This window comes from Kitasatospora sp. NPDC059327, from assembly GCF_042752535.1.
Classification (GTDB): Bacteria; Actinomycetota; Actinomycetes; order Streptomycetales; family Streptomycetaceae; genus Kitasatospora.
On the sequence record NZ_JBHYYB010000028.1, the window covers coordinates 82,974 to 108,079 of the forward strand.

A 25,106-nucleotide genomic window follows, 5' to 3' on the forward strand; every position below is an offset into this window, starting at 1 on the left:
AAGCCCCGCAGATCTTCGGATCTGCGGGGCTTTCTCGTGTTCCGGAGCGGACCGGCGCCCGGCCGCGGAGCGGCGCCGCGCGGTCACTCCCGGTTGGCGGGGAGGTCGGCCCGCACCGCGAAGCCGCCGTCGGCGGTGGTGCCGGCGACCAGGGTGCCGCCCAGCAGCTGGGCCCGCTCCCGCAGACCGACCAGGCCGTGCCCGCCGCCCGGCAGGGTCTCGGCCGGCCGGACCGGTGGGGCGTCGTTGCGGACCTCGACCCGGAGCCGGCGGCCGACCGCGCGCAGCCGGACGTGCACGGTGGCCTGCGGGGCGTACTTGGTGATGTTGGTGAGCGCCTCCTGGACCGTCCGGTAGGCGGCCCGTTCGACCGCCTCGGGCCAGGGCCGGTCGCCCGGTGCCAGCTCGGTCTCGGCGGTCAGGCCGCTCTCCTCGATCAGCCGGGGGAGGTCCGCCAGCCGGGGCTGCGGGGCGAGCGGGACGTCCGGGCGCGAGCCGGCCGCGCGCAGCACGCCGACCATCTGCCGCAGCTCCTCCAGGGTGCGCACGGAGAGCTCCCGGATCGTCCGGGCGGTGGCCGCCGCGGCCGGGTCGGCGGTACTGACCTGCAGCGCGCCGGCCTGGATGCTGATCAGGCTGACCTGGTGCGAGACCACGTCGTGCATCTCGCGGGCGAGCCGGCCGCGCTCGCTGATCAGCACCCGCTCGGCGAGCAGCCGGCTCTCCCGGGCCTGGCCCCGGGTCAGCTCGTCCAGCCGGGCCGCCAGCTCCCGGCGGGTACGGGAGAGCAGCCCGGTGGCGGCCGGGCCGGCGGCCAGCATCACCGACTGGATCGCGTAGAGCGCGGTCTCCCGGCTCGGTTCGAGGGACTGCTCGGAGAGCGGCCAGTGGAAGAACTCGACCAGGGCGAAGAGGGTCGCGCAGGGGACCACCACCCGGGGGGCGGGCCGCTCGGCGGCCACCGTGTAGACGGCGGTGATCGGGGCCAGCCAGATGTCGCCGAGATAGCTGCCCGGCATGGTGAGCAGCAGCACGGTGACCGGGAAGCGCCGGCGCCAGGGCAGGACGACGGCCGCGAGCAGCGAGAGCAGGACCTGCCACAGGGGCGCGCCCCGGGCCACCAGCGCGGCGTCCATCAGCGAGTACAGGGCCGGCAGCAGCAGCATCAGCCAGGGGGCGGTGAGCCAGGCCGGCAGGCGTCTGGCGGGTGGCGGACCGACGGCGGTCATGCCCCGCTGCCGGGTTTCGGCCGCACCAGGCCGGCCCGGTGGGCCACCACGGCGGCCTGCACCCGGTTGGCGACGCCGAGCTTGCCGAGGATCGCGCTGATGTGGTCCTTCACCGTGCCGGTGCCCAGGAAGAGCCGGTCGGCGATCTCGGCGTTGGACAGGCCCTCGCCGAGCAGGGCCAGGACGTCGAGTTCGCGGCTCGTGAGGGTCCGGGCCAGCGAGGCCGCTTCGGCGTCCGGGCCGCCGCCGTCCACGTAGCCGCCGATCACGGTGCGGGTGACGGTCGGGGAGAGGATGCTGCCACCGGCCGCGAGCACCCGGACGGCGTGCACCAGCTGCTCCGGGGCGGTGTCCTTGAGCAGGAAGCCGGCCGCGCCGGCGCGCAGCGCGGTGCCGATGTACTCGTCGGTGTTGAAGGTGGTGAGCATCGCCACCGCCGGCGGGTCGGGCAGGGCGCGCAGCCGGCGCAGCACCGAGATGCCGTCGAGGTCGGGCATCCGGATGTCGAGCAGCACCACGTGCGGGCGCAGGCGCTGGACGTACGCCTCGGCCTGGCCGCCGGAGCAGTCGCCGACCACCTCCAGGTCGGGGGCGGAGCCGACGATGAGGCCGAGGCCGGAACGGACCAGGATCTCGTCGTCCACGATCAGCACGCGGGTGGGGGTGATGGTCCCTCCTCGGTTCGGGCGGCCGGGCCCGGCCGGTCCGCTCGACGCGGTGTCGTCGAGCATTTCGAGACTAGGGCCAGTGGGGGTGGGGTGCCGAACGCCGGTCGCCCGGACACCCCCGCCGTTCGGCGGGGGTGGGAATCGGCTACCGGGTTCACGTAATTCTCACCCGGGGTGGGGAACCATGGAGTTGGCTGCCCCTTCACCGGTTTCCGGTCATGGCCAGGGTCGCCGGTCAGTCCGTCGGGCGCACGGATGCCCGGCGCCGGCCCGTGTGCGGATGCGCCCCACCATCTGATCGTTTGGAATTGAGCTGTGTCGTCCACTGTGAAGTCGGAGCCGTCCGCCGCGTCCGCCGGGCCCCGGCCCGCCGGCCTGCTGGAGCGCTGGCGCCCGAGGGCCGCCGCGGCGACCGTCTGGTACCTGCGCCTGATCGCGCTGCTGAACCTGGTGACGGTGCTGCTGGTGCCGTTCCGGGACCAGGTGACCGAGCACAACGAGGGCGAGTACTTCACTCCGTACCTGATGACGGCCGGTCTGAGCACCGCGGTGCTGTCGGTGTTCCTGGCGATCGCGATGCGACGGCGCAAGCGGGCCGCGTGGATCTTCAACTTCGCGCTGGCCGGGCTCTTCGCGCTGCTCTACCTGGCCGCCATGGCGGTGCCCGACGAGCGGTTCAACCGGCACCCGCTCAACTACATCTCCACCGTGCTGACCTGCCTGTTCGTCCTGGCGCTGCTGGTCGGGCGGAAGGAGTTCACCTCCAAGGGCGACAGCTCCAACCCGAAGACGGCGGCGGCCACCTTCGTCGGCGGCCTGGCCTTCGGCGGTGTGGTCGGCGCGCTGCTGGTCTGGGCGAACAACACCGCGCGGGGCGCCGACTTCTGGGACCTCTTCCGCTACTCGGTCGGCCGGATGATCACCATCACGCCCTCCGAGCACCTGCGGTCGGTGATCTCGGCGCCGACCTGGGTCAACGCCGTGATCAACGCGATGGGCGCGGTCCTCTTCCTGCTGGTCCTCTACGTGGCGTTCCGCAGCCCCAGGGACAAGGAACTGCTGACCCCGGAGGACGAGGAGCGGCTGCGGGGCCTGCTCGACAAGCAGGGCGAGCGGGACTCGCTCGGCTACTTCGCGCTGCGCCGGGACAAGGCGGTGGTCTTCTCCCCCAGCGGCAAGGCGGCGGTGACCTACCGGGTGGTCGGCGGGGTCTCGCTGGCCTCGGGCGATCCGATCGGGGACCCGGAGGCCTGGCCGGGCGCGATCGAGGCCTGGCTGTCCGAGGCCCGCGAGCACGCCTGGGCGCCGGCCGTGATGGGCGCCTCCGAGGAGGCCGGGGTGATCTACGCCCGGCACGGGCTGGACGCGCTGGAACTGGGTGACGAGGCGATCGTCGAGCTGGACGAGTTCTCGCTGGACGGTCGCGCGATGCGGGTGGTCCGCCAGGCGTACAACCGGGTCAAGCGGGCCGGGTACACGGTGCGGATCCGGCGCCACCAGGACATCCCCGAGTGCGAGATGGCCCAGCTGGTCGCCAAGGCCGACCAGTGGCGCGACGGCGCGACCGAGCGCGGCTTCTCGATGGCGCTCGGCCGCCTCGGCGACCCGGGCGACGGGCGCTGCGTGATGCTGGAGTGCCACGACGGGGACGGTGAGCTGAAGGCGCTGCTCAGCTTCGTGCCCTGGGGCGTGGACGGACTCTCGCTGGATCTCATGCGTCGGGCCAGGGACACCGAGAACGGCCTGATGGAGTTCATGGTGATCGAGCTCCTGCAGCGCGCGCAGGAGGTCCAGCTGGCCCGGGTGTCGCTGAACTTCGCGATGTTCCGTTCCGTTTTCGAGCGCGGGTCGCGCCTCGGCGCGGGGCCGGTGCTCCGGCTCTGGCGCTCGGTGCTGGGCTTCTTCTCGCGCTGGTGGCAGATCGAATCGCTGTACCGGGCCAACGCCAAGTACCGCCCCATCTGGGAACCGCGCTATCTGCTGTTCGAGAAGAGCAGCGAGATTCCGCGGATCGGCATCGCCAGCGCGCGGGCCGAGGGCTTCATCACCGCACCGAGTCTGCCCGCCCTGTTCCGTCGCCGACACCGGGGAGCCGCCGACGCGGGGCGCCCGGTGCCGCCGGCGGCGCGGGACGGGAAGGGGTAGCCCCTCCGCCGGGGGGCGGAGGGGGCCGGTCGTCCGGATGGGGGGCCTTCGGGGTTTTCTCTCCCCCCAGAGGATGAGACAGCTCAACTTTTATGCCGATGTGGATTCTTTAACCGGCTTCTAATGTTGGAGTGGTCGAGAAGGCGTTCGCGGCTTCGGGGATTTGGAGAGACGGTTGTGATTCACAGGACCCACGCGGGGGGCGTGCGAAAGGGGCCGCTGGCTATTGCCGGTGCGGCCGCTGTCGCCGAGTGGGGGACGTTGTTCGGGACGGTCCGGGAGCGGCTGGTGGCGAAGAAGTTCGCCGCCGTTCCGCTGGCCACGGCGGCGACCGCGCTGATCCTGCTGTTCAGCGTTGTGCAGCACCTGCCGGGCGGGGAGCGGTTCGTCACCCACATCGGGGTGGTGAAGGCGGCGCTGCCGCTGGACGTCTCGCTGCTGCGCACACCGCTGTCGTTGTACGTGCCGGCGCTGGACCTGCCGGTCTGGGGGGCGCTGGCCCAGGTGTTCGTGGTCTTCGGGATCGCCGAGATCGTGCTCGGGCGGCGGCTGACCCTGGTGGTGGCCTACGCCTGCACCCTGGCCGGGACGCTGTTCGCCCGGGTCGGCGTGGCGATCGGCCCGGACCACATGTTCGGCTTCCCGAAGTGGGTGGCCTACGTCCGCGACACCGGCCCGTCGGCGGCGGTGGTGGCGCTGGCGATCTGCATCGCGTTCCGCTGCCGGGCCTGGTTCACGGCCGGTCTGGTGGTCGCGCTGATGGTCGGCGAGGCGGTCGTCCTGCCGAACCTGGCGGGTCTGGAGCACGTCGTCGCGGTGATCACCGCGCTGCTGATCGCCGTCTCGGTGGAGGTGTTCGGGGACTTCTGGCCCCGGGTGCTGGCCGGGGTCGGCGCGGCGGCCTCGGTGGCCACGGCCGCCTCGATCGAGGTGGCCACGGAGGCCCGCCGCCGCCACTCGGCGGGCGCGGCCCTGCCGTAGCCGCAGGACCGGAGCACGGCGGCCCGGTGTCGGGGCCAGGGGCACGAAGCCCCTGGCCCCGACACCGGGCCTCGTCCGTCAGGGCCGGTCCCTGGGGACGCCCGTACTCGGCTGCCCCGGCCCCGACCGGTCCACCCCGAGCCGATGGGCCGCGCCGGCGTCCGACCTCGGCCCGGGCGTTGTGGCCTTGGCCACCGGTTCTGACCCCCGCCCGCGCGCTTTGACCCGAGCCACCTACGGCGCGCCCCGAGCCGAAGGGCCGCGCCGGTGCCGAAAGGGTGGGCCCCTCCTGCCCGATGGCGGGCAAGGAGGGCAAGCGAGGACGACGCGAGGAACGAGCGGCGCCCGGAGCGCCGACCGTCGGCACCGGACCGAAGCGGCCCGGAGGCGAGCGGGCGCCTATCAGAGGGGCAGCTCGAACCAGACCACCTTGCCGACCGCCTTGCGGGCGGTGCCCCAGTGCTCGGCGAGCTTGGTGACCAGCGTCAGGCCGCGGCCGGTCTCGCCGAGCTGTTCGGCGGGCTCCAGCGACGGCAGGTTGTGGTTGTCGTCACTGACCTCGACCAGCAGCTTGTCCACCCGGATCAGCTGCAGCTGGACGCGGTCCCGGGCGACCCGGACGGCGTTCGTCACCAGCTCGCTGACCAGCAGCTCGGTGGTGTCGCAGAGCGCCTCCAGGTGCCAGCTGGTCAGCTGCTCGCGGACCAGCGCGCGGGCCCGGCGGACCTCGCGGTGGTCCACGGTGAGGTCCCAGGTCGCCACCTCGGTCGGCGCGACCCCGTCGAAGCGGGCCACCAGCAGGGCGACGTCGTCCTTGCGGTCGTCCGAGTGCAGCCGGTCCAGGACGACGTCGCAGGCCTCCTCGGGGCTGCGTTGCGGGTCGATCAGATTGCCGCAGAGCGCGGCCAGCCCCGTCCCTATGTCGCCGCCCCTGACCTCGACCAGTCCGTCGGTGCAGAGCACCAGCATGGAGCCGTCCGAGACGTCGATGGTCTTGGCGACGAAGGGCACCCCGCCGACGCCGATCGGGGCTCCGGCCGGGATCTCCAGCAGTTCGCCGGTGCCGTCCGGGTGCACCAGCACCGGGGGGACGTGGCCGGCACTGGCCAGCTCGCAGGTCCGGTTGATCGGGTCGTAGACCGCGTACAGGCAGGTGGCCAGATGGTCGTCGCCGAGCTTCTGGGCCAGGTTGTCGAGGTGGCGCAGCAGCTGGCCGGGCGGCAGGTCCAGGGCGGCGAGGGTCTGCATCGCGGTGCGGAAGCGGCCCATCGCGGCGGCCGAGTGGATGCCGTGGCCCATCACGTCGCCGACCACCAGGGCGACCCGGCTGCCGGGCAGCTGGATCGCGTCGAACCAGTCCCCGCCGACCTCGGCCTTGGGGTCGCCCGGCAGGTAGCGGTGGGCGATCTGCACGCCGGGGATCTGCGGGGGGCGGGTCGGGATCATCGAGCGCTGGAGGGTGGTGGCGACCTTGGACTCGGCGCGGTGCAGCCGGGCGTTGTCCAGCGAGAGCGCGGCGCGGGCGGCCAGCTCCTTGAGGGTGGCGGCGTCCCCCTCGTCGAAGGGGGCGCGGTCGGACAGCCGGAGCAGCTTGAGGATGCCGAGCACGGTGCCCCGGGCGGAGAGCGGCACCACGAGCATCGAGCGGCCGGAGACCACCGAGGCGAGCCGGACGCCGCCGAGCGCGGCGGCGTAGTCGACCGCGACGTCCTCGCTGACCACCGGGACCAGGACCGGCTGGTTGAGCTGGAGGGCCATCCCCGGCGGGGTGCGGCGGGGCATCGCGACCAGGGAGCCTTCGGCGAGGACGTGGTCCCACTGCCCGGCCGAGTCGTTGTTGACCAGGGCGACCCGGCGCAGCATGGTGTCGTCGTCCGGCCGGGCCTCGGGCAGCTCGGAGTCGGAGATCAGGCCGTCGACCAGGTCGACGCAGGCGAAGTCGGCGACCCGGGGGACGAGCACCTGGCAGAGTTCGCGCGCGGTGAAGCCGAGGTCCAGGGTGGTGCCGACCTTGCCGCCGACCTCGTTGAGCAGGGCCAGCTGCTCCCCGGCCTGGCCGTTGGTCAGGAACGGGGTGAGCCGGCCGGTCGGCGGGGGGCCGCCGGGGCCGAGGAGGCCGTCGGCCGGGGCGGGGGAGGGCACGGCGGCGGGTGGGACCTGGTCGCCGTGCCGGCCCTGCAGGCCGTTGGCGGACGACTCGACGGCGGCCTGCTCGATGGTGGCGCCTCCTCTGGGCGGAGCCGGGACGGTCGGGGCGGCCGCCGAGGTGCCGCTCACGGTGCCGGTGGGCCGGGCGGCCGGTGCGGCGGGCCGGTCGGCCTCGCGCTGGAGGGGCAGCGGGCCCGCCGGCCGCCGGCCGGGGGCGGACTGCTCGGGCTGCGGGGGCGGGCCGAGCCGGGTGGCGCGCTGCTGGGCGGTCGGGTAGCGGCGGCCGATGCCCGCGGCGGCGTGCGCGGTGCCGGCCTGCGGATCGGCCGGCAGCACCGGCAGCACGGTGCCGGCGTCCAGTCGCAGGGCGGGCAGGCCGGCCCGGCCGAGCCCGTCCAGCAGCCGGGCCCGGCGGTCGCCGGAGCCGCCCGGGAGCAGTCGGGCGAGCGGCTCGGGCACCGGGCGGCCGGGCGCGGTGAGCGCGGCGGTGAGCCGGTGGAAGCCGCCCCGGGCGGCGGGGGTGGCGGCGAACGGCAGCAGCCGCTCGCCGAGCGCGAGCCGCGGCCCGGTGGAGCGCAGCGGGCGGGCGTCGGTGGCCAGGGCCAGCAGGCCACCGCTCGGGCCGGCCAGCGGATAGGCCCACCAGAGCACGTCGCGCAGGTGTTCCTCGCGGTCGACGACGGGCATGCGGCCGGCCCACGGGCGGTCGGCGGCGGTCAGCTCGGCCAGGGTGTCCAGGGCGTCGCGGCGGTGGCGGACGGCGGGGGCGGCGGACGGTCCCGGGACGCTGCGCGGTTCGATGGCGGGCAGCAGACCGGAGGCGGGGCGGTCGTGGGTGACGTCGGCGCGGTGCCCGAACAGCTCCTCGGCGGCCCTGCTCCACTGCGCGACCCGGCCCGTTCGGTCGACCAGGACCAGGGCGAGCCGGACCAGCGCGACCACCCCTGCGGGCTGGTCACCCGGTACGGCCCCGGACCCGGCCGTGACGGCCGCCGGACGCGGTGTTGAGTTGGGCTCGTCCACCATGGATTCGGTCTGCTCCCGCCTGGCCGCCACGCCTGGAGGTGGCCGTCTCTCTGGAGGAGGCACGCTGTGCGTACCAGCGAAGCACGGACAGGGCGGGGCTCGATACCGAAACGGGGAGATTCATCAGTACTTGTTGCGTGTCCTGGGGTGAACGCCCGGCCGCGCTCCTTGTCCACCCGGTCGGAGCAGCGCGCTCGGAGGTAGGGTGGCAGGCCGGGCCGCGCCCGGGGCGGGTGTGCCGCTCCCGGTGCGGCGGACGGTGTCGCAGCAGGACGGGCCGGCAGGACGGGCCGGCAGGACAGGCCGGCAGGACGAACCGGAAGATCGAGACAGAGGCGAGACGTGACCGCGCAGAGCCCCGCCCGTTGGACGGATCCGGAGCAGCAGGAGCTGGAGGAGCGGGTCGCCGCCGCCGAACTCGCCTGGCTCACCATGGACGTCGACATGCAGACGCTCCGGGTCGAGATCGACAACTTCGCCCTGATCCACCATCAGCTGCTCGGTCCGCTCTACGCCCGGCTGGACGAGCTGGACGCGCTGATCGCCGAGACCGTGGCCACCCGGACCGGGCGGCCAGAGGACCTGCGGCGGGCCGCCGAGGCGCGCCGGCGGGTGGACGAACTCCCCGACCTGGACGCGCTGTTCGACAGCGTCCAGGAGATGGACGCGGCCGCGCCGCCGGCCGCGCCGGCCCGGGTGCGTCCCGGCCGGGACGCCCAGCGGAGCTACCGCGAGCTCGTCCGCCGCGCCCACCCGGACCTGACCACCGACCCGGTCGAGCAGCGGCGCCGGGCCGCCTTCATCGCCCGCGTCAACGAGGCCTACGCGTACGGCGACACCGCCGCGCTGGAGGGTCTCGCCGCGGAGTGGTCCACCGCTCCCGAGGCGGCGCCCGCGGCGGACTCCCCCGACCGGCTCGGCTGGCTGCGCCGGCGCCTGGAGTGGCTGACCGCCAAGATCGCCGAGACCGCCACCGAGCAGGTCAGGCTGGAGAACACCGCGATGGGCCAACTGCTCGCCCTCGCCCCGCAGGATCCGGACGGGCTGTTGGAGGAGCTCGCCGAGCAGTTGCTGGCGAAGGCCTCGGCCCAGCAGGCGGAGCTGGAACGGCTGCTGGGCGGGCGGCCGGTGGGAGACAATGGAGCGGACCGGACCGAGCCCCAGGAGAGTCAGACGATGTTCGCGCAGATCCCCACCGCCGAAGCCGCCGCCGTCCCCGCCGACGCCGCCCTGCTGGACGTCCGTGAGCAGGACGAGTGGGACGCGGGTCATGTGGACGGCGCGCTGCACATTCCGATGGGCCAGGTGATCGCCCGCCTCGGCGAGCTGCCGGACGACCGGCTCTACGTGCTCTGCCGGGTCGGCGGGCGCTCCGCGCAGGTCGTCCAGTACCTGGTGCAGAACGGCCGGGACGCGGTCAACGTGGACGGCGGGATGTACGCGTGGGAGAGCGCGGGCCGTCCGATGGTGAGCAGCGACGGCCGGGACGCCTTCGTCCTGTAGGCCGCGCGCCGTCCGCTCCCCCTCCCCCACCACCGGCGCCGTCCGGCCCCGGGTAGGGCAGGATGGGCGCGCGACCGTGCCGGGACGGACCGGCGGCGCACGTCCGCCCGGGTGGGGGCTCCGCCCGGCCGAAGGCTGGGGGAGTCCATGGCCGAGACCGGGAGCACCGGGGCACCGCCCGGCGGGCGGGTCTGGTCGACGCCGGCGCTGGCCGTGCTCGGACTGGCCGCCGCGGTGCTGGTCACGGGTACCGGGCTGTTCCTCGCCGCGGTCTTCCTGCACGTGGCCCCGGCCAACTCGGCCTCCCGGCAGTACCGGGAGCAGGTCGACGGCCTGGTGTACCCGGAGTTCGAGCAGAACTGGAAGCTGTTCGCGCCCAACCCGCTGCAGCAGAACGTCAGCCTGGACGCCCGGGTGCGTACGGTCGCGGACGGCGGCGCGACCCGGACCCACGACTGGACCGGGCTGACCGCCCGGGACGTCGCGGCCATCCGCGGCAACCCCGCGCCCAGCCACGCCGACCAGAACCTGCTCCGCCGGGCCTGGGACTTCTACGAGGGCTCGCACAGCGCGCAGGACGACTCGCTGACCAATCCCCGCGGCAAGCTGGCCGAGGAGTACCTGAAGCGGATCGCGCTGCAGCGGATCGGCCGGAGCGTCGACGGCGAGCGGATCCTGCAGATCGAGTTCCGGGTGACGGCCGCGACCGTCCCGCCGCCGGGTTGGAGCGGGGAGGCCGCGCCGCCCGCGCCGAAGGTCCGGGAGCTGCCGTGGTGGCCGGTGGGCGACGAGGACTTCCGGGGGCTGGCGTGAGCGAGGTGCCGCCGACGGCCGGGCAGGTGCTGCTCGAAGGGATCCCCCGGCAGCCGGGGCCGGACGCCCCGGCGCGACCGGCCCCGGAGCGGCCCGGGCCGCAGCTCGCCGCCGCGGCCTCGCGGGCCTTCGCGGCGTTCACCGGGCAGGTGCTGGGGCGCTATCAGGCGGCGGCGGTGCGGATCGGCTTCGGGCTGGTCTGGCTGGCCTTCCTGGTGCGGGAGTGGCCCAACCGGCGGCTGCTGTACGGCGACACCTCGCCGTGGTCGCTCGACCTGGCCGAGCGGCTGCTGGCCGACAACGGGGCGCTGACCGTGCTGCCGTGGTTCGGCGGGCGGCTCTGGTTCGAGCTGGTCTACCACCTGGCGGTGCTGGCCGCCCTCGCCGTCCTGCTGGGCTGGCGGACCAGGGCGAGCACCGTGCTGTTCCTGGTGACCGTGCTGTCACTGCAGAACCGCAACGTCTTCCTCGGCGACGGCGGCGACAACGTCGTCCATCTGATGGCGGTCTACCTGGTCTTCACCCGCTGCGCGCGGGTCTGGTCGCTGGACGCCCGGCGGCCGGCCCCCGGGCGGTCCGGGGTGCTGCTCTGGGCGGTGCTGGGCGCGGTGCTGCTGGTCTGCCAGCTCGGCGGGTTCTCCGGGCGGAGCCTGAGCTGGACCACCGCGGCCTTCCCCCATGTCGGCTGGGCGCCGGTGTTCTGGGGCCTGTGGGCGGTGGCCGGACTCTGGTGGACGCTCGGCCGGCTGCGGCCGGACGGCGAGCCGCGGGCGCTGCTGGACGTGCTGGCGAACATGGTGCACAACTGCGCGATGCTGGTGATCGCCGCCGAGGTGGTGCTGATCTACGCCACGGCCGGCTGGTACAAGGTGCAGGGCTCGCGCTGGCAGGACGGCACCGCCCTCTACTACCCGCTGCACCTGGACTACTTCACGCCCTGGCCCGGGCTGTCCGGGCTGGTCGGCTCGGCCCTGCTGCCGGTCTTCCTGATCTCGTACGGGACGGTGCTGCTGCAGGTGGCGTTCCCGTTCACGCTGGTCCACCGGCGGCTCAAGAACGGGTTGCTGGCGGTGATGATGGCCGAGCACGTGGGGATCGCGGTGCTGCTGGGGCTGCCGGTGTTCTCGTTGGCGATGGTCGCGGCGGACGCCGTCTTCCTGCCGACCGGGGCGCTGCTCTGGGCGGGCGCGCGGTTCGGGGGCGCGGGGGCGCGGCTGCGGAGCGTCGGCCGCCTCCGCCGCCGGAGGATGCCCCTCCCCTAAGCTGACCGCTATGTCCTGGTTCGCCGCACTTCGAGACACCGCGCGGACCGGACTCACCCTGGACCGGGCGCTGACCGACCCCAAACGGGCCGCCCGCGGGGCCGTCGCCGTCGCCGTGGTGCTCTTCCCGACCCTGGCCCTGGGCGGTGCCCGGCTGGCCACCTCGGCCGCGATGGGCGCCTTCATCGCCGGGACGGCCACCTTCCAGCGCAGCTTCCGCCCCCGGCCCACGCTCGCCGTCGCGGCCGGGATCGGGCTCGGCACCAGTACCTTCCTCGGCTACCTCGCGGTCGGGGTGAGCGGGGCGTTCCCGGCGCTGCTCGCGGTCTGGTCCTTCGGGGCCGGCCTCGCCTGGGCGATCGGACCGACCGCCGGCGTGGTCGCCGCCAACACCCTCTCGGTGATGCTGGTGGTGGTCCAACTCCCGGTCAGCGCCGCGACCGCGTTCGGCCACGGACTGGTCTGCGCGCTCGGCGGAGCCGTCCAGGCGGCCGTCATCACGGCCTGGCCGATCGGCAGTTGGACCGTGCAGCGGGAGGCGCTCGCCGACACCTACGCCGAACTCGCCGACTACGCCCGGCGGCTGCGCCAGGACCCGACCGCGCACGTCGACCCGGAGCCGTTCATGACGGCCCGGCACGCGGCCGCGCTGACGCCCTGGCAGGACCGCCGCCGACCGCCCGAGCTGCGCGGGCTGCGCGGCATCGCCGAGCGGGTCCGGCCGACCCTGGCCGCGATCGCCGACCCCAAGGTCGGCGCCCCCGCGGAGGGGCCCGAGCGGGACCGGGCCCGGGCCGTCCTGGCCGCCGCCGCCGAGGCGATGGACGCCCTGGCGCGCGCCGTCCGGACCGGTGATCCGCTGCGACTGCCGCGCTCCGCGCCGGCGCTCACGCTGGCCGCCCCGGCCGACGGGCCGGAGTTGCAGGGCGCGGCCCGGCGGGCCGCCCGCCGGCTCGCCGGGCTGCTGCGCAAGGCCGCCGACGCCCTGGAGCGCGGTGACGAGGAGACCATCAGCAGGCCCGTGGTCGGCGCCGGGGGCTCCCTGCTGAAACCGCCGCTCTCCAAGATGCTGCCGGTCGCCCTGCGCGCGGTGCGGCGCCAGCTCCAGCCGCACTCGGCGGTCTTCCAGCACGCCGTCCGGCTGGCCGGAGTCGTCGTGCTCGCCTATCTGCTCGCCCGGCTGGTCGGCTTCGAGCACGGCTACTGGGCCCCGATGACCGCCGCCATGGTGATGCGGCCCGACTTCGCCCAGACCTACAGCCGGGGGGTGGCCCGGCTGGCCGGGACGATGGTCGGCGTCGCGGTCTCCACCCTGGTGGTGCAGCTGGCCCACCCCGGGGAGTGGGTGCTGGCCGCGCTCGCGGTGCTCTGCATCGGCGGCGCCTACCTCACCCTGCGCACCGGCTACGCGCTGATGACGGCCTGCGTCTCCTCCTACGTGGTCTTCCTGCTGGGCCTGCAGCCCGGGAACCCGCTGGCCACCGCCTTCGAGCGGGTCGGGCTGACCTTCCTCGGGGGCTCCGTCGCGCTGCTCGCCTACGCGCTCTTCCCGACCTGGCAGACCGCCCGGCTCGGCGAGCGGCTGGCCGAGTGGCTGGCCGCCGCCGGGCGCTACGCGGCGGCGGTACTCGCCGTCTACGAGGACCCGGGCGCCCCGCGCGGGCGGGAGGTCCGCTCGGCGCTGCTGGACTCCCGGGAGGCCCGCTCCGAGCTGCTCCAGGCGATGCAGCGGGCCGACGCCGAGCCCGGCCGGCACGCCTCCGGGCTGCCCGGGGTGAGCCGCCGTCAGCTGGACCGGGCCCGCGCGGCGGTCGGTCACCTCGGGCGGGTCGTCGTGCTGCTGGAAGCCCACCTGCCCGCGGCCGACGCCGAACCGGTGCCCGGTGCGGCCGACTTCGCCGAGGAGCTGCGACTGGGCACCGCGCTGGCGGCGGCCGCGCTGCTCACCGACCGGCCGGTGGAGTTCGACGCGGTGCGGGAGGCCCAGGCCCGGCTGGAGGAGGCGCTGGAACGGGCGCCGGCCAGCGTGCAGCGCGATGTCGTCCGGACCAGCAGCCGGCTGCTGCTCCAGGCGCTGAAGGACCTGGAGCGCGCGCTGCGCGGAGGCGGCACGGCCACCCCGGCGCAGCGCGCGCGGGAGTCCACGGCGCGGTAGGCGGGCCGGACGGGGGCGCCCGGCCGTCGGTCAGGCGGCGGCCGCGGCCTCCAGCCAGTTGGCGAACTCGCAGGCGAAGTGCCACTGGTGGCCCGCCGCCAGCTCGTCCGGGGCGGCCGCGGGGAACTCGACGGTGAGCCGGATCCGCAGGCCGTCGGGGGAGTCGGCGAACACGTGCATCACCCGCAGCACCTCGGAGCCGTCGGCGAGCCGCCCGGTGCCGCCGATCCGGACGGGGTACTCGGGTGTGGCGGTGGGGGCGTCGAACCGGAGGAAGAAGCGCAGCGGCCCGGCGCCGACGGTCTCGATGATCTCGACCTGCCCGCCGGTGGAGTCGGCGAGGTAGTGCTCGGGGTTGGCGGCGAGCAGGGCGGCCCGGTCGGAGGCCCGCAGCCGGCCCTGCCACCAGCCGAGGAAGTGCTCGGCGTCGATGCCCTCGGCGGTCAGCTCGGTGACGGCGGAGCGCCACCGGCCGCCGGAGGCGCGCAGCAGGCCGGCCAGCACGGCGTCGGCCTCGGCGGTGTCGGGGGCGAGCAGGTCCCGGACGCGGTCGTCGCCGAGGCGCCGCTTGAGCAGCCGCAGGGCGGCGCGGGCCCGGTCCAGCTCCCACGCCAGGACGGCCTCCCGGGGGTGGCGGGTGCCGTCGATGTCGGTGCGGACGGTGATCGGGGGTCGGCTGGTCGTCATGGCGTCGCTCCTCGGCAGGGCGGCCGCCCGGGCTGGGCGGGCCGGCGGAACATAGGCGGAGAGATTCTCTCCGGTTCCTGGACGGTAGCATAGGGGGAGAGAATCTCTCCGGTTAAGGGGTTGGTGATGAGGGCGGACGCGGAACGCAGCCGGCGCAGGATCCTGGACGCGGCCTGCGAGGTGTTCCTCGAACGCGGGCCGGACGCCCCGCTGGACGCGGTGGTGCGCCGGGCCGGGGTCGGCCCCGGCACCCTCTACCGGCGCTTCCCCGATCGCGAGGCGCTGGTCCGGGCCCTGGTCACCGACCTGCTGGCCCGGCTCGCCGAGGCCGCCGAGCAGGCCCGCCGGGAGGAGGACGACCCGTACCGGGCCCTGCGCCGCTTCGTGCACGCCGCCGCGGACCTGCGGATGGGCGCGGCGATCGTGGTGCTGCTGGAGCGCCTCGTGGTGGACGAGGAACTGGCCGCCACCCGGGCCGGGACCGTCGCCGCCGCGCGGTCCCTGGTCAGGGCGGCGCAGCGGGCCGGACAGCTGCGGGCCGACATCGGCCTGGGCGACCTGGTGCTGCTCTGCGTCCGGGTGTCCCGGCCGCTGCCGGGCGGGCTCGCCGCCCTGGACGCCGACGGCACGCTGGTCCACCGCCAGCTGGACCTCGCCCTGGCCGGACTGCGGGCGGGCGTCACCGACGGCGCGGGCACGCCGCTCGGCTTCGACCAGGTGATCGCGGCCGCCGCCCGGCCCGGGGAGACCGGCCCGACCGGGGTGGCAGAGTGAGCGGCATGAACGACGAGCTGGTGCGCGCCTGGCGGGCGGAAGCGGCGGCACCGGACACGGTGCTGCTGGACGGGTTCCACGCGCTCAAGCACGCGCTGCGCTTCGGCGGGGACGTCCGCCGGGTGCTGACCGCCGACCGGGCCGCGCTGCTGGCGCTCGCCGCCGAGCTGGCCGAGGACGTCGCCCCCGCGGTGGCCGCGTCGGCCGTGGAACTGCCGGAGGCGGCGCTGCGCACGCTGGTGCCCAGGCCGCACCCCACCGGGGTGGTCGCGCTGGCCGGCCGCCCGACCACCGGCGCCACCCTGGCGGCCCTCGGCCGGCAGCCCCGGACCGCGCCGGTCGTGCTGCTGGAGAACCCCCGCAACCTGGGCAACGTGGGCGCCGTGATCCGGCTGGCGGCCGGCTTCGGCGCCACCGGCGTGGTGACCACCGGCGACCTGGACCCCTGGCACCCCACCGTGGTGCGCGGCAGCGCCGGCCTGCACTTCGCGACCGCCGTCGAACGGCTGACGCTGTCCGGGCTGCCCGCCGGTCCGCTGTACGTCCTGGACCCCGAGGGCGCGGACATCCGGACGGTGACCCTGCCGGACGACGCGCTGCTCGCCTTCGGCACCGAGCGGCACGGGGTCTCGGCGGAGCTGAGGGACCGCGCCGACCGGCTGGTCGCGGTGCCGATGCAGCCCGGGGTCTCCAGCTTCAACCTGGCGACCAGCGTGGCGATGGGGCTCTTCCACTGGATGTCGGGCCGCCCGCCCGGTGTTCCCCTGCCGGGCGGGCCCGCGGACCGGGCCTAAGGCGTGTTTGCAAAGTCCCGCCTGGTCCGACGCGACTTTGCAAACACGCCCTAGCCGAACAGCCGGCGCCAGGTGTCCGGCCCGGGGTAGCCGTCGGCCTCGGCACCGCGCCAGCCCTGGGCCTGCTGGAAGGCCTGGACGGCCCGCCGGTCGCTCTCCGTCCAGCGGGGACCGGGGCCCTGGGCGTAGGAGCGGCCGAAGCCCTTGCGGACCAGCTGCTCCCCGAGCGCGGTGACGTAGGCGTTGTTCGCGCCCGGGGCGAACGTGCCGGTGCCGGGGAAGGCGGTCGCCCCGGTGCCGCCGCCCGGGCCGGGGGTGACCGGGGGTGGCGGGAGCGGGGTGGCGGCGGCGATGTCGCGGCCCTTGTGGGAGACCAGGTAGTCCCAGGTGTCCTTGCCCGGGATGCCGTCGGCCTCGGCGCCGCGCCAGCCCTGGGCGAGCTGGAAGGCCTCGGTGGCCCGGCGGTCGGCCTCGCCCCAGCGCGGTCCGGGGCCCTCGGTGTAGAACCGGCCGCCGCCGCGTTCGGTCAGCATCTGCCCGAGCTTGGTGACGTAGGCGTTGTTCGCGCCCGGGCCGAACGCGCCGGCGCCGGGGAAGGCGGTCGAGGCGGCGCCGTCGTTGCTGGTGGCGCCGGAGAGGGCCTTGGCGCGGTACGGGACGTACGAGGCGGAGTTGTTCCAGTAGGCGTACGGGGTGTCCCGCTTGGTGGTGCCGGGGGAGGTCTGCTCGTAGGCCAGGTATCGGGTGCGGGCGGCGTTCGTCCAGCCGCCGAAGACGGTGACGTGCGAGCCGGCCTGCGGGTCGGCCGGGTTGTTGTAGACCAGGATGTCGCCGGGCTGGAGGTCCGCCTTGGTGATCCGGTCGGCGAAGTCGGGCAGTGTCCAGGTGGTCTGACTGCTGCCCAGGCCCCAGGCCATCGACACGAAGCCCGAGCAGTCCTGGCGGTAGCCGTCGGACCAGTAGCGGCTCATGCTGTACGGGACCTTCTGGGTGACCCAGCTCTGGGCCCGCTCGATGATCCGCGCCCGGGTGAGCGGCTCCGCGGCGGCCCGCGGACCGGCGAAGGCGCGGGCGCCGGGGGACTCGCCGTAGAGACCGCTGACCCCGCCCTGCGGGGTGGTCGGCGGCTGGCTGGCGCTGCTGCCGCCGGGGGTGGGCGCGGGGGCCGCCGCGGCTCCGGTGGCCCCCGCCGCCCCGCCGCCCAGGGCGGTGCCGACCGCGGCCATCAGGACGGCCGCCCGCCGGCGGACGCTCCGGGCCGCGGCGTGCCCGCCCTCGTGCACCGGTGCGGCACGCTGCCGGGCGCGTCGCCCGGCGCGGCAGCCCCCGCATATGCAGTCCTCGTCCGGTGCGACCTCGTCGAATTCCAGCAACGGGGTCGATTGCTCGGTGGGGGTCATGCTCCGCCTCTTTCCCGGTCAGTCCTGATGGCGCGACAGGAGTGACCTTCCCAGGCCGTTATCGCGTGTTATCGGGACCAAAGTCCCAAACCGGACGGGGGGTCTGCGCGGCGGGTTGCGCCGCCCGGGTGACGACCGTTCGGCGGCCCGGGCGTGGCGTGGGGAAACGGGAGGCGGTAGGGCCGGGGCCGACCTGGTGGGTGGTCAGCTCCCGGCGGCGGGTTCCCGGGGGCCGGGGGTCAGGCCGCGGCCGGCGGATTGACCGGGGAGTACTCGGGTGCGGTCCAGGTGAGCGGGGTGGCGTCGGCCAGTTCCAGGACGCCGGTGACGGTGAGGTCGACCACCCGCTCGGCCCCCGGCAGGCCGGCCGCCGATCCTTCGGACCAGTCGGTCCGCGCCTCGCCGGTGATCAGCAGCGCCCCGCCGGTCTCGAAGTCCGGCAGCAGCAGCCCGGCCCGCGGGTCGAGCTCCAGGTTGCCCAGGGTCATGAACATGCTGTTGCCGGCGTACTCGGGCCAGCGCAGCCGGTCCGGTCCGACGGCCCGGAGGAAGCCGGGGTTGCCGCCCCGGTGCGAGGCGTCCACCCGGCCGTCCGGACCGGCGGTGGCGATGAAGAAGGTGTCGGCGGTGGCCGCGGTCAGCTGCTGGGCGGTGGACAGCGCCGGGCCGGCGGCCACCACGCGCGGGGTGCCGGCGGCCGACTCCAGCGGGCTGCGGCGCTGGATGTACTTCGGGCAGTTGGCGTAGACCTGGTCGGCGGTGATCACCAGTCCGCCCCGGCCGTCCGGCACGGAGCGGCCGTTGAGCCGCATTCGGCGCCGGCCGGCCGGGTCCAGCGCGATGGTGCCGACCTCGGCCGGGCCGTCCAGGACGGCGGCCAGCGGGTCCTCGGCGGCGGGCCCGGCGGCCACCGTGAGGGTCCGCTCGTCGGGGGCGCGCAGGAAGCCGGGGGCGCCGGTGAGCTGGGTGGCCCAGAGCCGGCCGTCGGCGTCGGCGGCCCCGAGCACCAGCGTCCTGCGTTCGGCCAGGAACCGGGCGGCCACGGCTGGGATGGTGCGGCCGATCGCGCGGCCGGAGTGGTCGGCGCGCTCCCGGCGGCCGGCCCGGGCCTGCACCGCGCGCTCGCCCGGGTGGTACGGCGTGCCGCTGTCCGTCATGGCTGCCTCCCGATTCGATCCGATGCGTTCTCGATCCGGTCGGGGGCCTAGAAGAACCCGCAGGTGGGGGCAGTTCCGGCGGGGGCGGCGATGTCCTCCACGCCCTTCGGGGTGTAGATCTCCAGCCGGATGCCGTCGGGGTCGGTGAAGAAGATCCCGCCGGAGGCCGCGCCCTCGCTGTGCGGGACGACGCCGTCGTGGGCGAACTCGGCGCCCAGCTCGCGCAGCAGCCGCTCGGCGGCCCGGACCTCGTCGAGGCTGTCGACCTGGAAGGAGAGGTGGTGCAGGCCGGGCGCGGCGGTGGCGAAGGTGCCCGCGCTCTGCTGCCAGAGGGTGATCACCAGTCGCCCGTCGCGGCCGAGGAAGGCGAAGCGGCGCTCCGGGTCGGTGCCCTCGTTCACCACCTCCAGGCCGAGGACGCTCCGGTAGAAGGCGGTCGAACGGTCGAGGTCGGTGACGTTCAGGCCGACGTGGCCGGTCTGCGGGGTGCTGGTGGTGGTGCTGGACATGGCTGATCACTCCCGTGGCCGGGGCGTCCGGGGACGCCCGTTCCCTAACCGATACAAGGAACGATAGTGGTTAGTCTGATGTCCCGTCAACCAATACTGGCCTCTGTAGGGGTTAGGTAGGTCTCGGTGAGCCGCTCCGCGAAGGCCTCGGCGGTGAACAGGTAGTCCTGGCTGCCGGCCGACTCCAGCGCGTACGCGGCCAGGACGCAGCCCGTCCGGGCCGAGGCCTCGTCCGGGAGCCCTTCGGCCCGGCCCGCCAGGAAGCCCGCGCGGAACGCGCCGCCCGCGCCCGCGCCGTCCGGCAGCCGGGAGATCGGGGCGGCGGGGACGGCGAGCGAGGGCGCGTCCGGGTAGTCGATCCAGACGCCCTCCGGGCCGAGCGTGGTGACCCAGCTCCCGACCCGGCGCAGCACCTCCTCGGCGGTCCAGCCGGTGTGTTCCAGCAGCAGGCCGCGCTCGCGGCGGTTGGTGACCAGGCAGTCCGCCCCGGTCAGCACGGCCTCGGCGCCGGCCGCTCCGAGCTCCTCCGTCCGGCCGGCCACGTCCACCAGGTACGGCAGGCCGAGCCGCCGGCACTCGGCGGCGCGGGCGGCCATCACCTCCGCCCCGGCGGGGCCGAGGAAGACCTGTCCGACGCCCGCCGCCCAGCCCGGCGGGCCCGGGCTGACGTCCTCGGCCAGCGCCCCGGGGTGGAAGGAGGTGATCCGGTTGCGGTCGGCGTCGGTGGTGCTGGTGTAGCGGGCGGTGGCCAGCTCGGTCGAGACCCGGACCAGGGAGGTGTCCACCCCGGCCTCCTCCAGCCGCTCCCGGTAGTCGCCGAAGTCCCGGCCGGCCGCGCCCAGCAGCAGCGGCCGGCGGCCGAGCCGGCCGAGCCCGTAGGCGACGTTGGCGGCCACGCCGCCGTAGCGCACCTCCAGGTCGTCGACCAGGAAGGAGAGCGACAGGTGCTTGAGCTGGGCGGGCAGCAACTGGTGGGTGAAACGGCCGGGGAAGGTCATCAGATTGTCGATGACGATCGGGCCGGTGACCGCGATGCGCATGGGGATACCTGCCTCACCGTGAAGTGTGCGGAGTCGGAGTGACCGGAGCGGGGGACGGCCGGAGCGGGGGACGGCCGGAGCGGGGGACGGCCGGGAACGGGGGACGGCCGGAGCGGGGGACGGCCGGGAACGGGCCGGCGGCCGGACCTAGAGGGCCCAGAGGACCCAGCCGAGGAGCAGGAGGTTGGCGGTGCCCTGGGCGACGGCGCTGGCCAGGGCCGAGCCCGTCCAGGCGCGGCAGATGCCGAGGGCCAGGCCCATGGTGAAGACGGACGGCAGGACCCCGCAGATCACCCGGGTGTCGAACGGGTTGAGGCCGTAGTCGCCGAGGTGGACCAGGGCCCAGGCGGCCGAGGTCCCGGCGATCGCCGCCACCGGCCCCCGGACGCGCTCCACCGCGTGGTAGAGCACGCCCCGGTAACAGACCTCCTCGACCAGCGGCACCAGGACGCCCATGCAGAGCACCATGGCCAGGCCCGCCACCACCGGGGCGCCGGGTGCCATCTGCCGGAACAGCTCCGGGATCAGTGCCGTCCAGTTGCCCTCGCTCCGGCCGAAGGCGGCCCGGGTGGCGAAGACGGTGTCGGCGTAGGCGAGCACCACCAGGACGGTGCCGGCCAGGGTGGGCCCGAGCCGGAACCGGCGCAGGCCGGCGGCGGCGCGGTCCGGGCGGTCCAGGACGGCCAGGACCAGGGCGCTCAGGCCCACCGACAGGACCATCAGCGGGAGCGCGAACGCCCCGGCGATCCGCACCGAGGCCAGCACCGCGAACAGCAGCGCGGCCGAGGCGAGCGGTGCGGCGCGGTGGTGGTCGCGCAGACGGTGCACGGTGCGAGCCCGTCCGGTGGCGGCGGGCTCGGGGGACGCGGACGCCGCCACCGGACGGTTCGCGGTCATCGCGGGGCCACCTCCGCCGCCGCGGGGGCGCGGCGCAGTGAGGGCAGCCACCAGTTGTACCGGCGGAACAGCAACAGGGTGGCCGGGACGAAGAGCATCCGGATCAGGGTGGCGTCCAGCAGGACGGCGAGGCCGAGACCGGCGCCGTACTCCTGGAGCATCACCGTGGAGGAGAGCACCATCGTGCCCAGGCTCCCCGCCATCACCAGGCCGGCCGCGTTGATCACCCGGCCGGTGTCGACCACCGCGCCGATGGTGGCGCTCTCCTGGTCGGCCCCGCCGCGCACCAGGTCGCGGACCCGGGTGACCAGGAAGATCTCGTAGTCCATGCCGAGCCCCATCATCAGGACGGTGAGGAAGATCGGCAGGTCGTCGATGATCGCCCGGTCGAGCCAGAAGTGGAAGATCAGCACGGTGATGCCGATCGCCCAGACGTTGCTCATCATGATCGTGAGGATCAGCCGGATCGGGATCAGCAGCGAGCGCAGGGCCACCACCAGCATCACGAACACCCCGATCGAGACGAGCCCGATCATCTGCCAGAAGCTGGAGTTGAGCGCGTTGCCGTACTGCCGGTCGACCTGGGTCGCGCCGCCGACCTGGAGCGCTCCGACGTCCTTGGCGCCCTCGGTGACGTCCTGGACGCGGTCGACGGTGCCGACCGCGGCCTCCGAGTAGGGCGGGTCGGCGAGCTCGACCACGATCCGCAGCGCGCCGTCGTCGGCCAGGTAGTCGCGCCGGACGTCCGCGGTCAGCGCGTCGACCTGGTCGGCGGGCAGCGCGGTGCCGAACGGCCTGGTCACCGCGGAGACCCGGGCGACGCCCGGGACGGCTGCCAGCCGGTCGGTGAGCGCGGTCACCGCGGCGCGCCCGCTGTCGGTGAGCCGGTGGGTGGCCGGATCGACCACGCCGGCGGCCGGCCGGGCGACCACCAGGGTGGGCAGCACCGTCGCGTCGCCCCATTCCTTGGCGACCAGCTCGAAGCCGGCCCTGGAGTCGGTGGCCGGGCTGAGCGCCACCGGGTCGGCGGTCGAGCGGTGCTGGGCGGTGATCACCGCGAACGGCACCGTGAGCACGGCGAAGACCAGCACGATCGCCACCTTGCGGCGGCGGGCCAGGTCGGCGGCCCTGGCCAGGTGCCGGCCCAGGGCGCTCTCGTGCTCCAGATCGCTCAGCGGGCTCCAGCCGAGGGCGAAGAACCGGTCGCCGAGCAGCGACAGCAGCGCGGGCGTCAGGGTGAGCGCGGCGAGCAGCACGATCGGGATGCCGATCAGCCCGCCGTAGCCGAGCGGCGGGATCCAGTCCACCGGGGAGAGCAGGGTGGCCCCGAAGGCGAGCACCACCGCGATCGCCGCGAGCAGCATGGACTCGCCCGCGTGCGCGGTGGCGTGCACCGCCGCCTCCTTGGGCGGGCGGCCGGCCAGCCGCTCCTGGCGGTAGCGCGAGGAGAGCAGCATGCTGTAGTCGACGCCCGCGCCCAGCATCACGAAGTTCATGATCGTGATGGTGAACTGGGTGAGCGTCACGCCGTGGCCGAGCGTGAACAGGGCGGCCTGGCTGACCGTCATGGCCAGCCCGATCGCGGCCACCGTCAGGACGGCGGGCACCACGGCGCGGAAGAACAGCAGCAGCACCACGAAGATGATCGCGTAGGCGACCGTCTCCATCAGCGCGTTGTCGTCCTCGGCCTTCTTGTAGGTGTCCTTGATCAGGGCGAGTTCGCCGGTGACGTGGGCGCTGACGTCCGGACCGGCGCCGACCCCGCGCAGCGAGCCGTCGATGGCGGACCGCAGCCAGTCCACGTCCGGGTCGTGCCCGGCCTGCTTGGCGAAGCTGACCGTGACCAGCGCGGCCCGGCCGTCCTTGGCGAGCAGGCGGTCGACGGCGTCGGCGGGCACCGGCACCGGGAAGGAACGCCAGTCGGTGGCGGCCGCGAAACCCGCGGCCAGACCGGGCAGGGCCGCGTCGTCGGCGGCCACCGCCCGGTGCGCCAGGTCGGCGAGCGCGGCCGGGACCTGGCCGGCCGCCACGGCCGCGTCCACCGCCTGCCGGCGCGCCTCCGGGGAGGTGCCGGCCTGGGCGGCGGTGAGGTCGCGGTCCACCTGGGTGCGCAGCTGCCGCAGGTACTCGGCGGTGGAGTCGCGGTACAGGGTGTACGCCGAGACGGACTGCCGGACTTCGCCGGTGCGCTCCTTCTCGGCGATGCGGCCGTCCAACTCGGCCAGCAGTTTGCGCAGTTGCTCGCCCCGGACGTCCGGGGCGCCGATCGCGACGATCGACTCGCGCTGCGAGCGGTCCGGGAAGGACCGCTCGACGAGCTGGTCGGCCCGGGCACTGCTGGTGCCCGGGACGACCTTGGACGCGCCCTGTTTGGTCAGGACGTCGTTCAACTGCGAGGCGAACGGGAAGCAGATCGCGATGACCACGGCCCAGACCGCGAGCACGGTCTTCGGCCGGGCGGTGAGCCCCCCGGCGAGGCGCAGCAGGCGGCGCTGCACCGTGCCGTGGGTGGTCTCCGGTGTCGCGGGGGTGACGGTCGTGGTCATGCGGTGCCGACTCCCTCGCGGTGGCGCCCGCCCGGGCCGGTACCGGCGGAGGGGGTGCTGGGGCTGGTGCCGGTGACCACGGCGAAGGTGTGCCGCAGCTCCAACGTGCCGTTGCGGGCGACGTGTTCGGCCAGGCCGGCGCGGATCAGCTCCAGCGCGTGGTCCTCGCGGCGGTGGTCGACGGCGTCCTTGAAGCCGGCCGCCGCGCCGGAGCGCTGCACCCACTCCAGGGCCGCCTCCGGGGTGTCGGCGGGCAGCACCTGGTGGCCGTCGCGCTGGACGTCGACGGTCAGACCGGCCTTGGCGAACCACCGGGCCACGGTGGCGGCGTCCTTCGGCAGGTTCACCCGGACCAGGCCGGTGAGCAGCGACGGGTCGGCGGCGAAGACCTTCTCCAGCTGGTCGATCAGGGTCTTGAGCGCGTCGCCGCGGGTCTCGATCACCACCACCCGGCCGCCGGGCCGCAGGACCCGCTTGACCTGCTCCAGCAGCTTGACCGGCTTGCTGTAGCAGATCGCCCAGCCGACCACGACCAGGTCGGCCGAGGCGGTCGGCCGGTCGCGCAGGAACTCCTCCATGTCCCCTTCCTGGAGGGAGACGTCGAGTTCCGGCGCGCGCAGGGTGTCGGGCAGGATCTTGGCCTGGGCCACCGCCAGCATCCCGGGGGACTTGTCCACCGCGTGCACCGAGCCGCGGCCCTCCAGCCGGCGGACGATCTCGTGGGTCAGGTGCCCGGTGCCGCAGGCGAGTTCGAGGACGTCGTCGCCCGGCTTGATGGTCACCTCGCCGAGTGCGGCGAGCGAGTGCACGCCCATCACCGGGCTGAAGTAGCTGTCGTAGCTGGAACTCGCGGCGTCGTAGTCGGGGGTGGTGTCGGCGTGGGTGCGGCTCAAGGTGAGGCGCAGGGCACGCGCGGCGAGTCCGAGGCGACTCATGGCTGGCTCCTTCTGATGTGGTCGGATTCCGAGGGCTGCGCGGCCGGTGCCGCGCAGGCGACGAGCAGGAGGCCGGCCAGGCCGGCCAGGGTGCCGAGGACGGCGGCGGCCACCGAGGGGGCCGTCGCCCCGGCCGCGGTGCCCGCGACCAGGGCGAACAGGGCCGCCGCGGCGACGGGCGGCCGGGGGGCGCGGGTACGGCCCAGGCCGAGCGCCACCGCGGTGGTGAGCGCCGCGACGGCGGTGACCGCGGCCGCGAGGACGGGCTGGGCGGTGGTGGCGGAGGCGGGCAGGGCGGCGCCGAGCAGCAGCAGCCCGACCGCCGGGGCCCGGTGGGGCGGGCCCGGCAGGAGGGCGTCGGCGCGCCGGCGCGGGAGGGCGGCCGCCAGGGTGAGCGCGGCGCCGGCGGCGGGGGCGGCGCACCAGGGCCAGTGTCG

The 25,106-nt window shown here is 75.1% G+C and carries 19 protein-coding genes and 1 pseudogene; 8 read left to right on the top strand and 12 right to left on the bottom strand.

All coding sequences use genetic code 11. The annotated features are described in order from the left end of the window. Positions 1-83: 83 nt before the first annotated feature. Positions 84-1,229: a sensor histidine kinase gene (locus ACFXHB_RS19135; RefSeq protein ID WP_380575590.1), complete on the bottom strand. Its 1,146-nt coding sequence runs from the start codon at positions 1,227-1,229 to the stop codon at positions 84-86. Further along, entirely contained in the window at positions 1,226-1,897 is a 672-nt protein-coding gene (locus ACFXHB_RS19140; RefSeq protein WP_380575620.1) for a response regulator, read from the bottom strand. Before ACFXHB_RS19140 ends, ACFXHB_RS19135 begins: the two co-directional genes overlap by 4 nt. A gap of 315 nt (positions 1,898-2,212) precedes the next feature. On the opposite strand from ACFXHB_RS19140, the gene ACFXHB_RS19145 reads away from it, so the two are divergent. Together ACFXHB_RS19145 and ACFXHB_RS19150 are read left to right on the top strand one after the other, a co-directional pair. Next, entirely contained in the window at positions 2,213-4,042 is a 1,830-nt protein-coding gene (locus tag ACFXHB_RS19145) for a phosphatidylglycerol lysyltransferase domain-containing protein (RefSeq protein WP_380575591.1), read from the top strand. Between the two features lie 204 nt (positions 4,043-4,246). After that, positions 4,247-5,023, top strand: coding sequence for a hypothetical protein (locus ACFXHB_RS19150; RefSeq protein ID WP_380575593.1), 777 nt, complete (start codon positions 4,247-4,249; stop codon positions 5,021-5,023). A gap of 402 nt (positions 5,024-5,425) precedes the next feature. Here ACFXHB_RS19150 and ACFXHB_RS19155 read toward each other — a convergent pair whose 3' ends face one another. Beyond that, on the bottom strand, positions 5,426-8,197 hold the full coding sequence (locus ACFXHB_RS19155) for a SpoIIE family protein phosphatase (RefSeq protein ID WP_380575594.1): 2,772 nt from the start codon (positions 8,195-8,197) through the stop codon (positions 5,426-5,428). A 342-nt stretch (positions 8,198-8,539) separates the two neighbouring features. Here ACFXHB_RS19155 and ACFXHB_RS19160 point away from each other — a divergent pair, with 342 nt between their 5' ends. The 4 genes from ACFXHB_RS19160 (at position 8,540) to ACFXHB_RS19175 (ending at position 13,930) form a co-directional block, all read left to right on the top strand. Then, on the top strand, positions 8,540-9,700 hold the full coding sequence (locus ACFXHB_RS19160) for a rhodanese-like domain-containing protein (RefSeq protein WP_380575596.1): 1,161 nt from the start codon (positions 8,540-8,542) through the stop codon (positions 9,698-9,700). Between the two features lie 147 nt (positions 9,701-9,847). After that, a complete protein-coding gene (locus ACFXHB_RS19165) occupies positions 9,848-10,513 on the top strand; it encodes a DUF5819 family protein (protein WP_380575597.1) in 666 nt (221 codons plus the stop codon). Beyond that, entirely contained in the window at positions 10,510-11,775 is a 1,266-nt protein-coding gene (locus ACFXHB_RS19170) for an HTTM domain-containing protein (protein WP_380575598.1), read from the top strand. The genes ACFXHB_RS19165 and ACFXHB_RS19170 overlap by 4 nt, the downstream gene beginning before the upstream one ends. A gap of 10 nt (positions 11,776-11,785) precedes the next feature. Continuing rightward, complete coding sequence (locus ACFXHB_RS19175; RefSeq protein WP_380575600.1) at positions 11,786-13,930, top strand: FUSC family protein; 2,145 nt, start codon at positions 11,786-11,788, stop codon at positions 13,928-13,930. A gap of 30 nt (positions 13,931-13,960) precedes the next feature. On the opposite strand, the gene ACFXHB_RS19180 is transcribed toward ACFXHB_RS19175, so the two are convergent. After that, positions 13,961-14,617: a hypothetical protein gene (locus tag ACFXHB_RS19180; RefSeq protein ID WP_380575601.1), complete on the bottom strand. Its 657-nt coding sequence runs from the start codon at positions 14,615-14,617 to the stop codon at positions 13,961-13,963. A gap of 126 nt (positions 14,618-14,743) precedes the next feature. Here ACFXHB_RS19180 and ACFXHB_RS19185 point away from each other — a divergent pair, with 126 nt between their 5' ends. Together ACFXHB_RS19185 and ACFXHB_RS19190 are read left to right on the top strand one after the other, a co-directional pair. Then, entirely contained in the window at positions 14,744-15,391 is a 648-nt protein-coding gene (locus tag ACFXHB_RS19185) for a TetR/AcrR family transcriptional regulator (RefSeq protein WP_380575603.1), read from the top strand. Positions 15,392-15,396: 5 nt separating this feature from the next. Further along, positions 15,397-16,185, top strand: a complete 789-nt coding sequence (locus tag ACFXHB_RS19190; RefSeq protein WP_380575604.1) for a TrmH family RNA methyltransferase — start codon at positions 15,397-15,399, stop codon at positions 16,183-16,185. A 50-nt stretch (positions 16,186-16,235) separates the two neighbouring features. Here ACFXHB_RS19190 and ACFXHB_RS19195 read toward each other — a convergent pair whose 3' ends face one another. The 8 genes and pseudogenes from ACFXHB_RS19195 to ACFXHB_RS19230 all read right to left on the bottom strand — a co-directional run. After that, positions 16,236-17,585: a peptidoglycan-binding protein gene (locus ACFXHB_RS19195; RefSeq protein WP_380575606.1), complete on the bottom strand. Its 1,350-nt coding sequence runs from the start codon at positions 17,583-17,585 to the stop codon at positions 16,236-16,238. A gap of 239 nt (positions 17,586-17,824) precedes the next feature. After that, on the bottom strand, positions 17,825-18,742 hold the full coding sequence (locus ACFXHB_RS19200) for a pyridoxamine 5'-phosphate oxidase family protein (RefSeq protein WP_380575607.1): 918 nt from the start codon (positions 18,740-18,742) through the stop codon (positions 17,825-17,827). A gap of 47 nt (positions 18,743-18,789) precedes the next feature. Then, positions 18,790-19,251 carry a VOC family protein gene (locus ACFXHB_RS19205; RefSeq protein WP_380575609.1) on the bottom strand — a complete coding sequence of 154 codons (462 nt, stop codon included), beginning with the start codon at positions 19,249-19,251 and terminating at the stop codon, positions 18,790-18,792. Positions 19,252-19,337: 86 nt separating this feature from the next. Further along, entirely contained in the window at positions 19,338-20,291 is a 954-nt protein-coding gene (locus ACFXHB_RS19210) for a PfkB family carbohydrate kinase (RefSeq protein WP_380575610.1), read from the bottom strand. Positions 20,292-20,438: 147 nt separating this feature from the next. Next, complete coding sequence (locus ACFXHB_RS19215) at positions 20,439-21,188, bottom strand: CPBP family intramembrane glutamic endopeptidase (RefSeq protein WP_380575611.1); 750 nt, start codon at positions 21,186-21,188, stop codon at positions 20,439-20,441. After that, positions 21,185-23,734: an MMPL family transporter gene (locus ACFXHB_RS19220; protein WP_380575612.1), complete on the bottom strand. Its 2,550-nt coding sequence runs from the start codon at positions 23,732-23,734 to the stop codon at positions 21,185-21,187. The genes ACFXHB_RS19215 and ACFXHB_RS19220 overlap by 4 nt, the downstream gene beginning before the upstream one ends. Beyond that, positions 23,731-24,669 (bottom strand): class I SAM-dependent methyltransferase, encoded by a 939-nt coding sequence (locus tag ACFXHB_RS19225; RefSeq protein WP_380575614.1) that lies wholly within the window; start codon positions 24,667-24,669, stop codon positions 23,731-23,733. The genes ACFXHB_RS19220 and ACFXHB_RS19225 overlap by 4 nt, the downstream gene beginning before the upstream one ends. Next, positions 24,666-25,106: pseudogene (locus tag ACFXHB_RS19230) on the bottom strand (hypothetical protein); the annotation flags it as partial. The pseudogene ACFXHB_RS19230 and the gene ACFXHB_RS19225, both read right to left, overlap by 4 nt.

Excerpts from the sequence above, each read along its gene's own strand:
- ACFXHB_RS19135 (WP_380575590.1), bottom strand. The coding sequence starts at position 1,229 with ATGACCGCCGTCGGTCCGCCACCCGCCAGACGCCTGCCGGCCTGGCTC.
- ACFXHB_RS19155 (WP_380575594.1), bottom strand. The coding sequence starts at position 8,197 with ATGGTGGACGAGCCCAACTCAACACCGCGTCCGGCGGCCGTCACGGCC.
- ACFXHB_RS19165 (WP_380575597.1), top strand. The coding sequence starts at position 9,848 with ATGGCCGAGACCGGGAGCACCGGGGCACCGCCCGGCGGGCGGGTCTGG.
- ACFXHB_RS19175 (WP_380575600.1), top strand. The coding sequence starts at position 11,786 with ATGTCCTGGTTCGCCGCACTTCGAGACACCGCGCGGACCGGACTCACC.
- ACFXHB_RS19180 (WP_380575601.1), bottom strand. The coding sequence starts at position 14,617 with ATGACGACCAGCCGACCCCCGATCACCGTCCGCACCGACATCGACGGC.
- ACFXHB_RS19185 (WP_380575603.1), top strand. The coding sequence starts at position 14,744 with ATGAGGGCGGACGCGGAACGCAGCCGGCGCAGGATCCTGGACGCGGCC.
- ACFXHB_RS19190 (WP_380575604.1), top strand. The coding sequence starts at position 15,397 with ATGAACGACGAGCTGGTGCGCGCCTGGCGGGCGGAAGCGGCGGCACCG.
- ACFXHB_RS19195 (WP_380575606.1), bottom strand. The coding sequence starts at position 17,585 with ATGACCCCCACCGAGCAATCGACCCCGTTGCTGGAATTCGACGAGGTC.
- ACFXHB_RS19200 (WP_380575607.1), bottom strand. The coding sequence starts at position 18,742 with ATGACGGACAGCGGCACGCCGTACCACCCGGGCGAGCGCGCGGTGCAG.
- ACFXHB_RS19205 (WP_380575609.1), bottom strand. The coding sequence starts at position 19,251 with ATGTCCAGCACCACCACCAGCACCCCGCAGACCGGCCACGTCGGCCTG.
- ACFXHB_RS19210 (WP_380575610.1), bottom strand. The coding sequence starts at position 20,291 with ATGCGCATCGCGGTCACCGGCCCGATCGTCATCGACAATCTGATGACC.
- ACFXHB_RS19215 (WP_380575611.1), bottom strand. The coding sequence starts at position 21,188 with ATGACCGCGAACCGTCCGGTGGCGGCGTCCGCGTCCCCCGAGCCCGCC.
- ACFXHB_RS19220 (WP_380575612.1), bottom strand. The coding sequence starts at position 23,734 with ATGACCACGACCGTCACCCCCGCGACACCGGAGACCACCCACGGCACG.
- ACFXHB_RS19225 (WP_380575614.1), bottom strand. The coding sequence starts at position 24,669 with ATGAGTCGCCTCGGACTCGCCGCGCGTGCCCTGCGCCTCACCTTGAGC.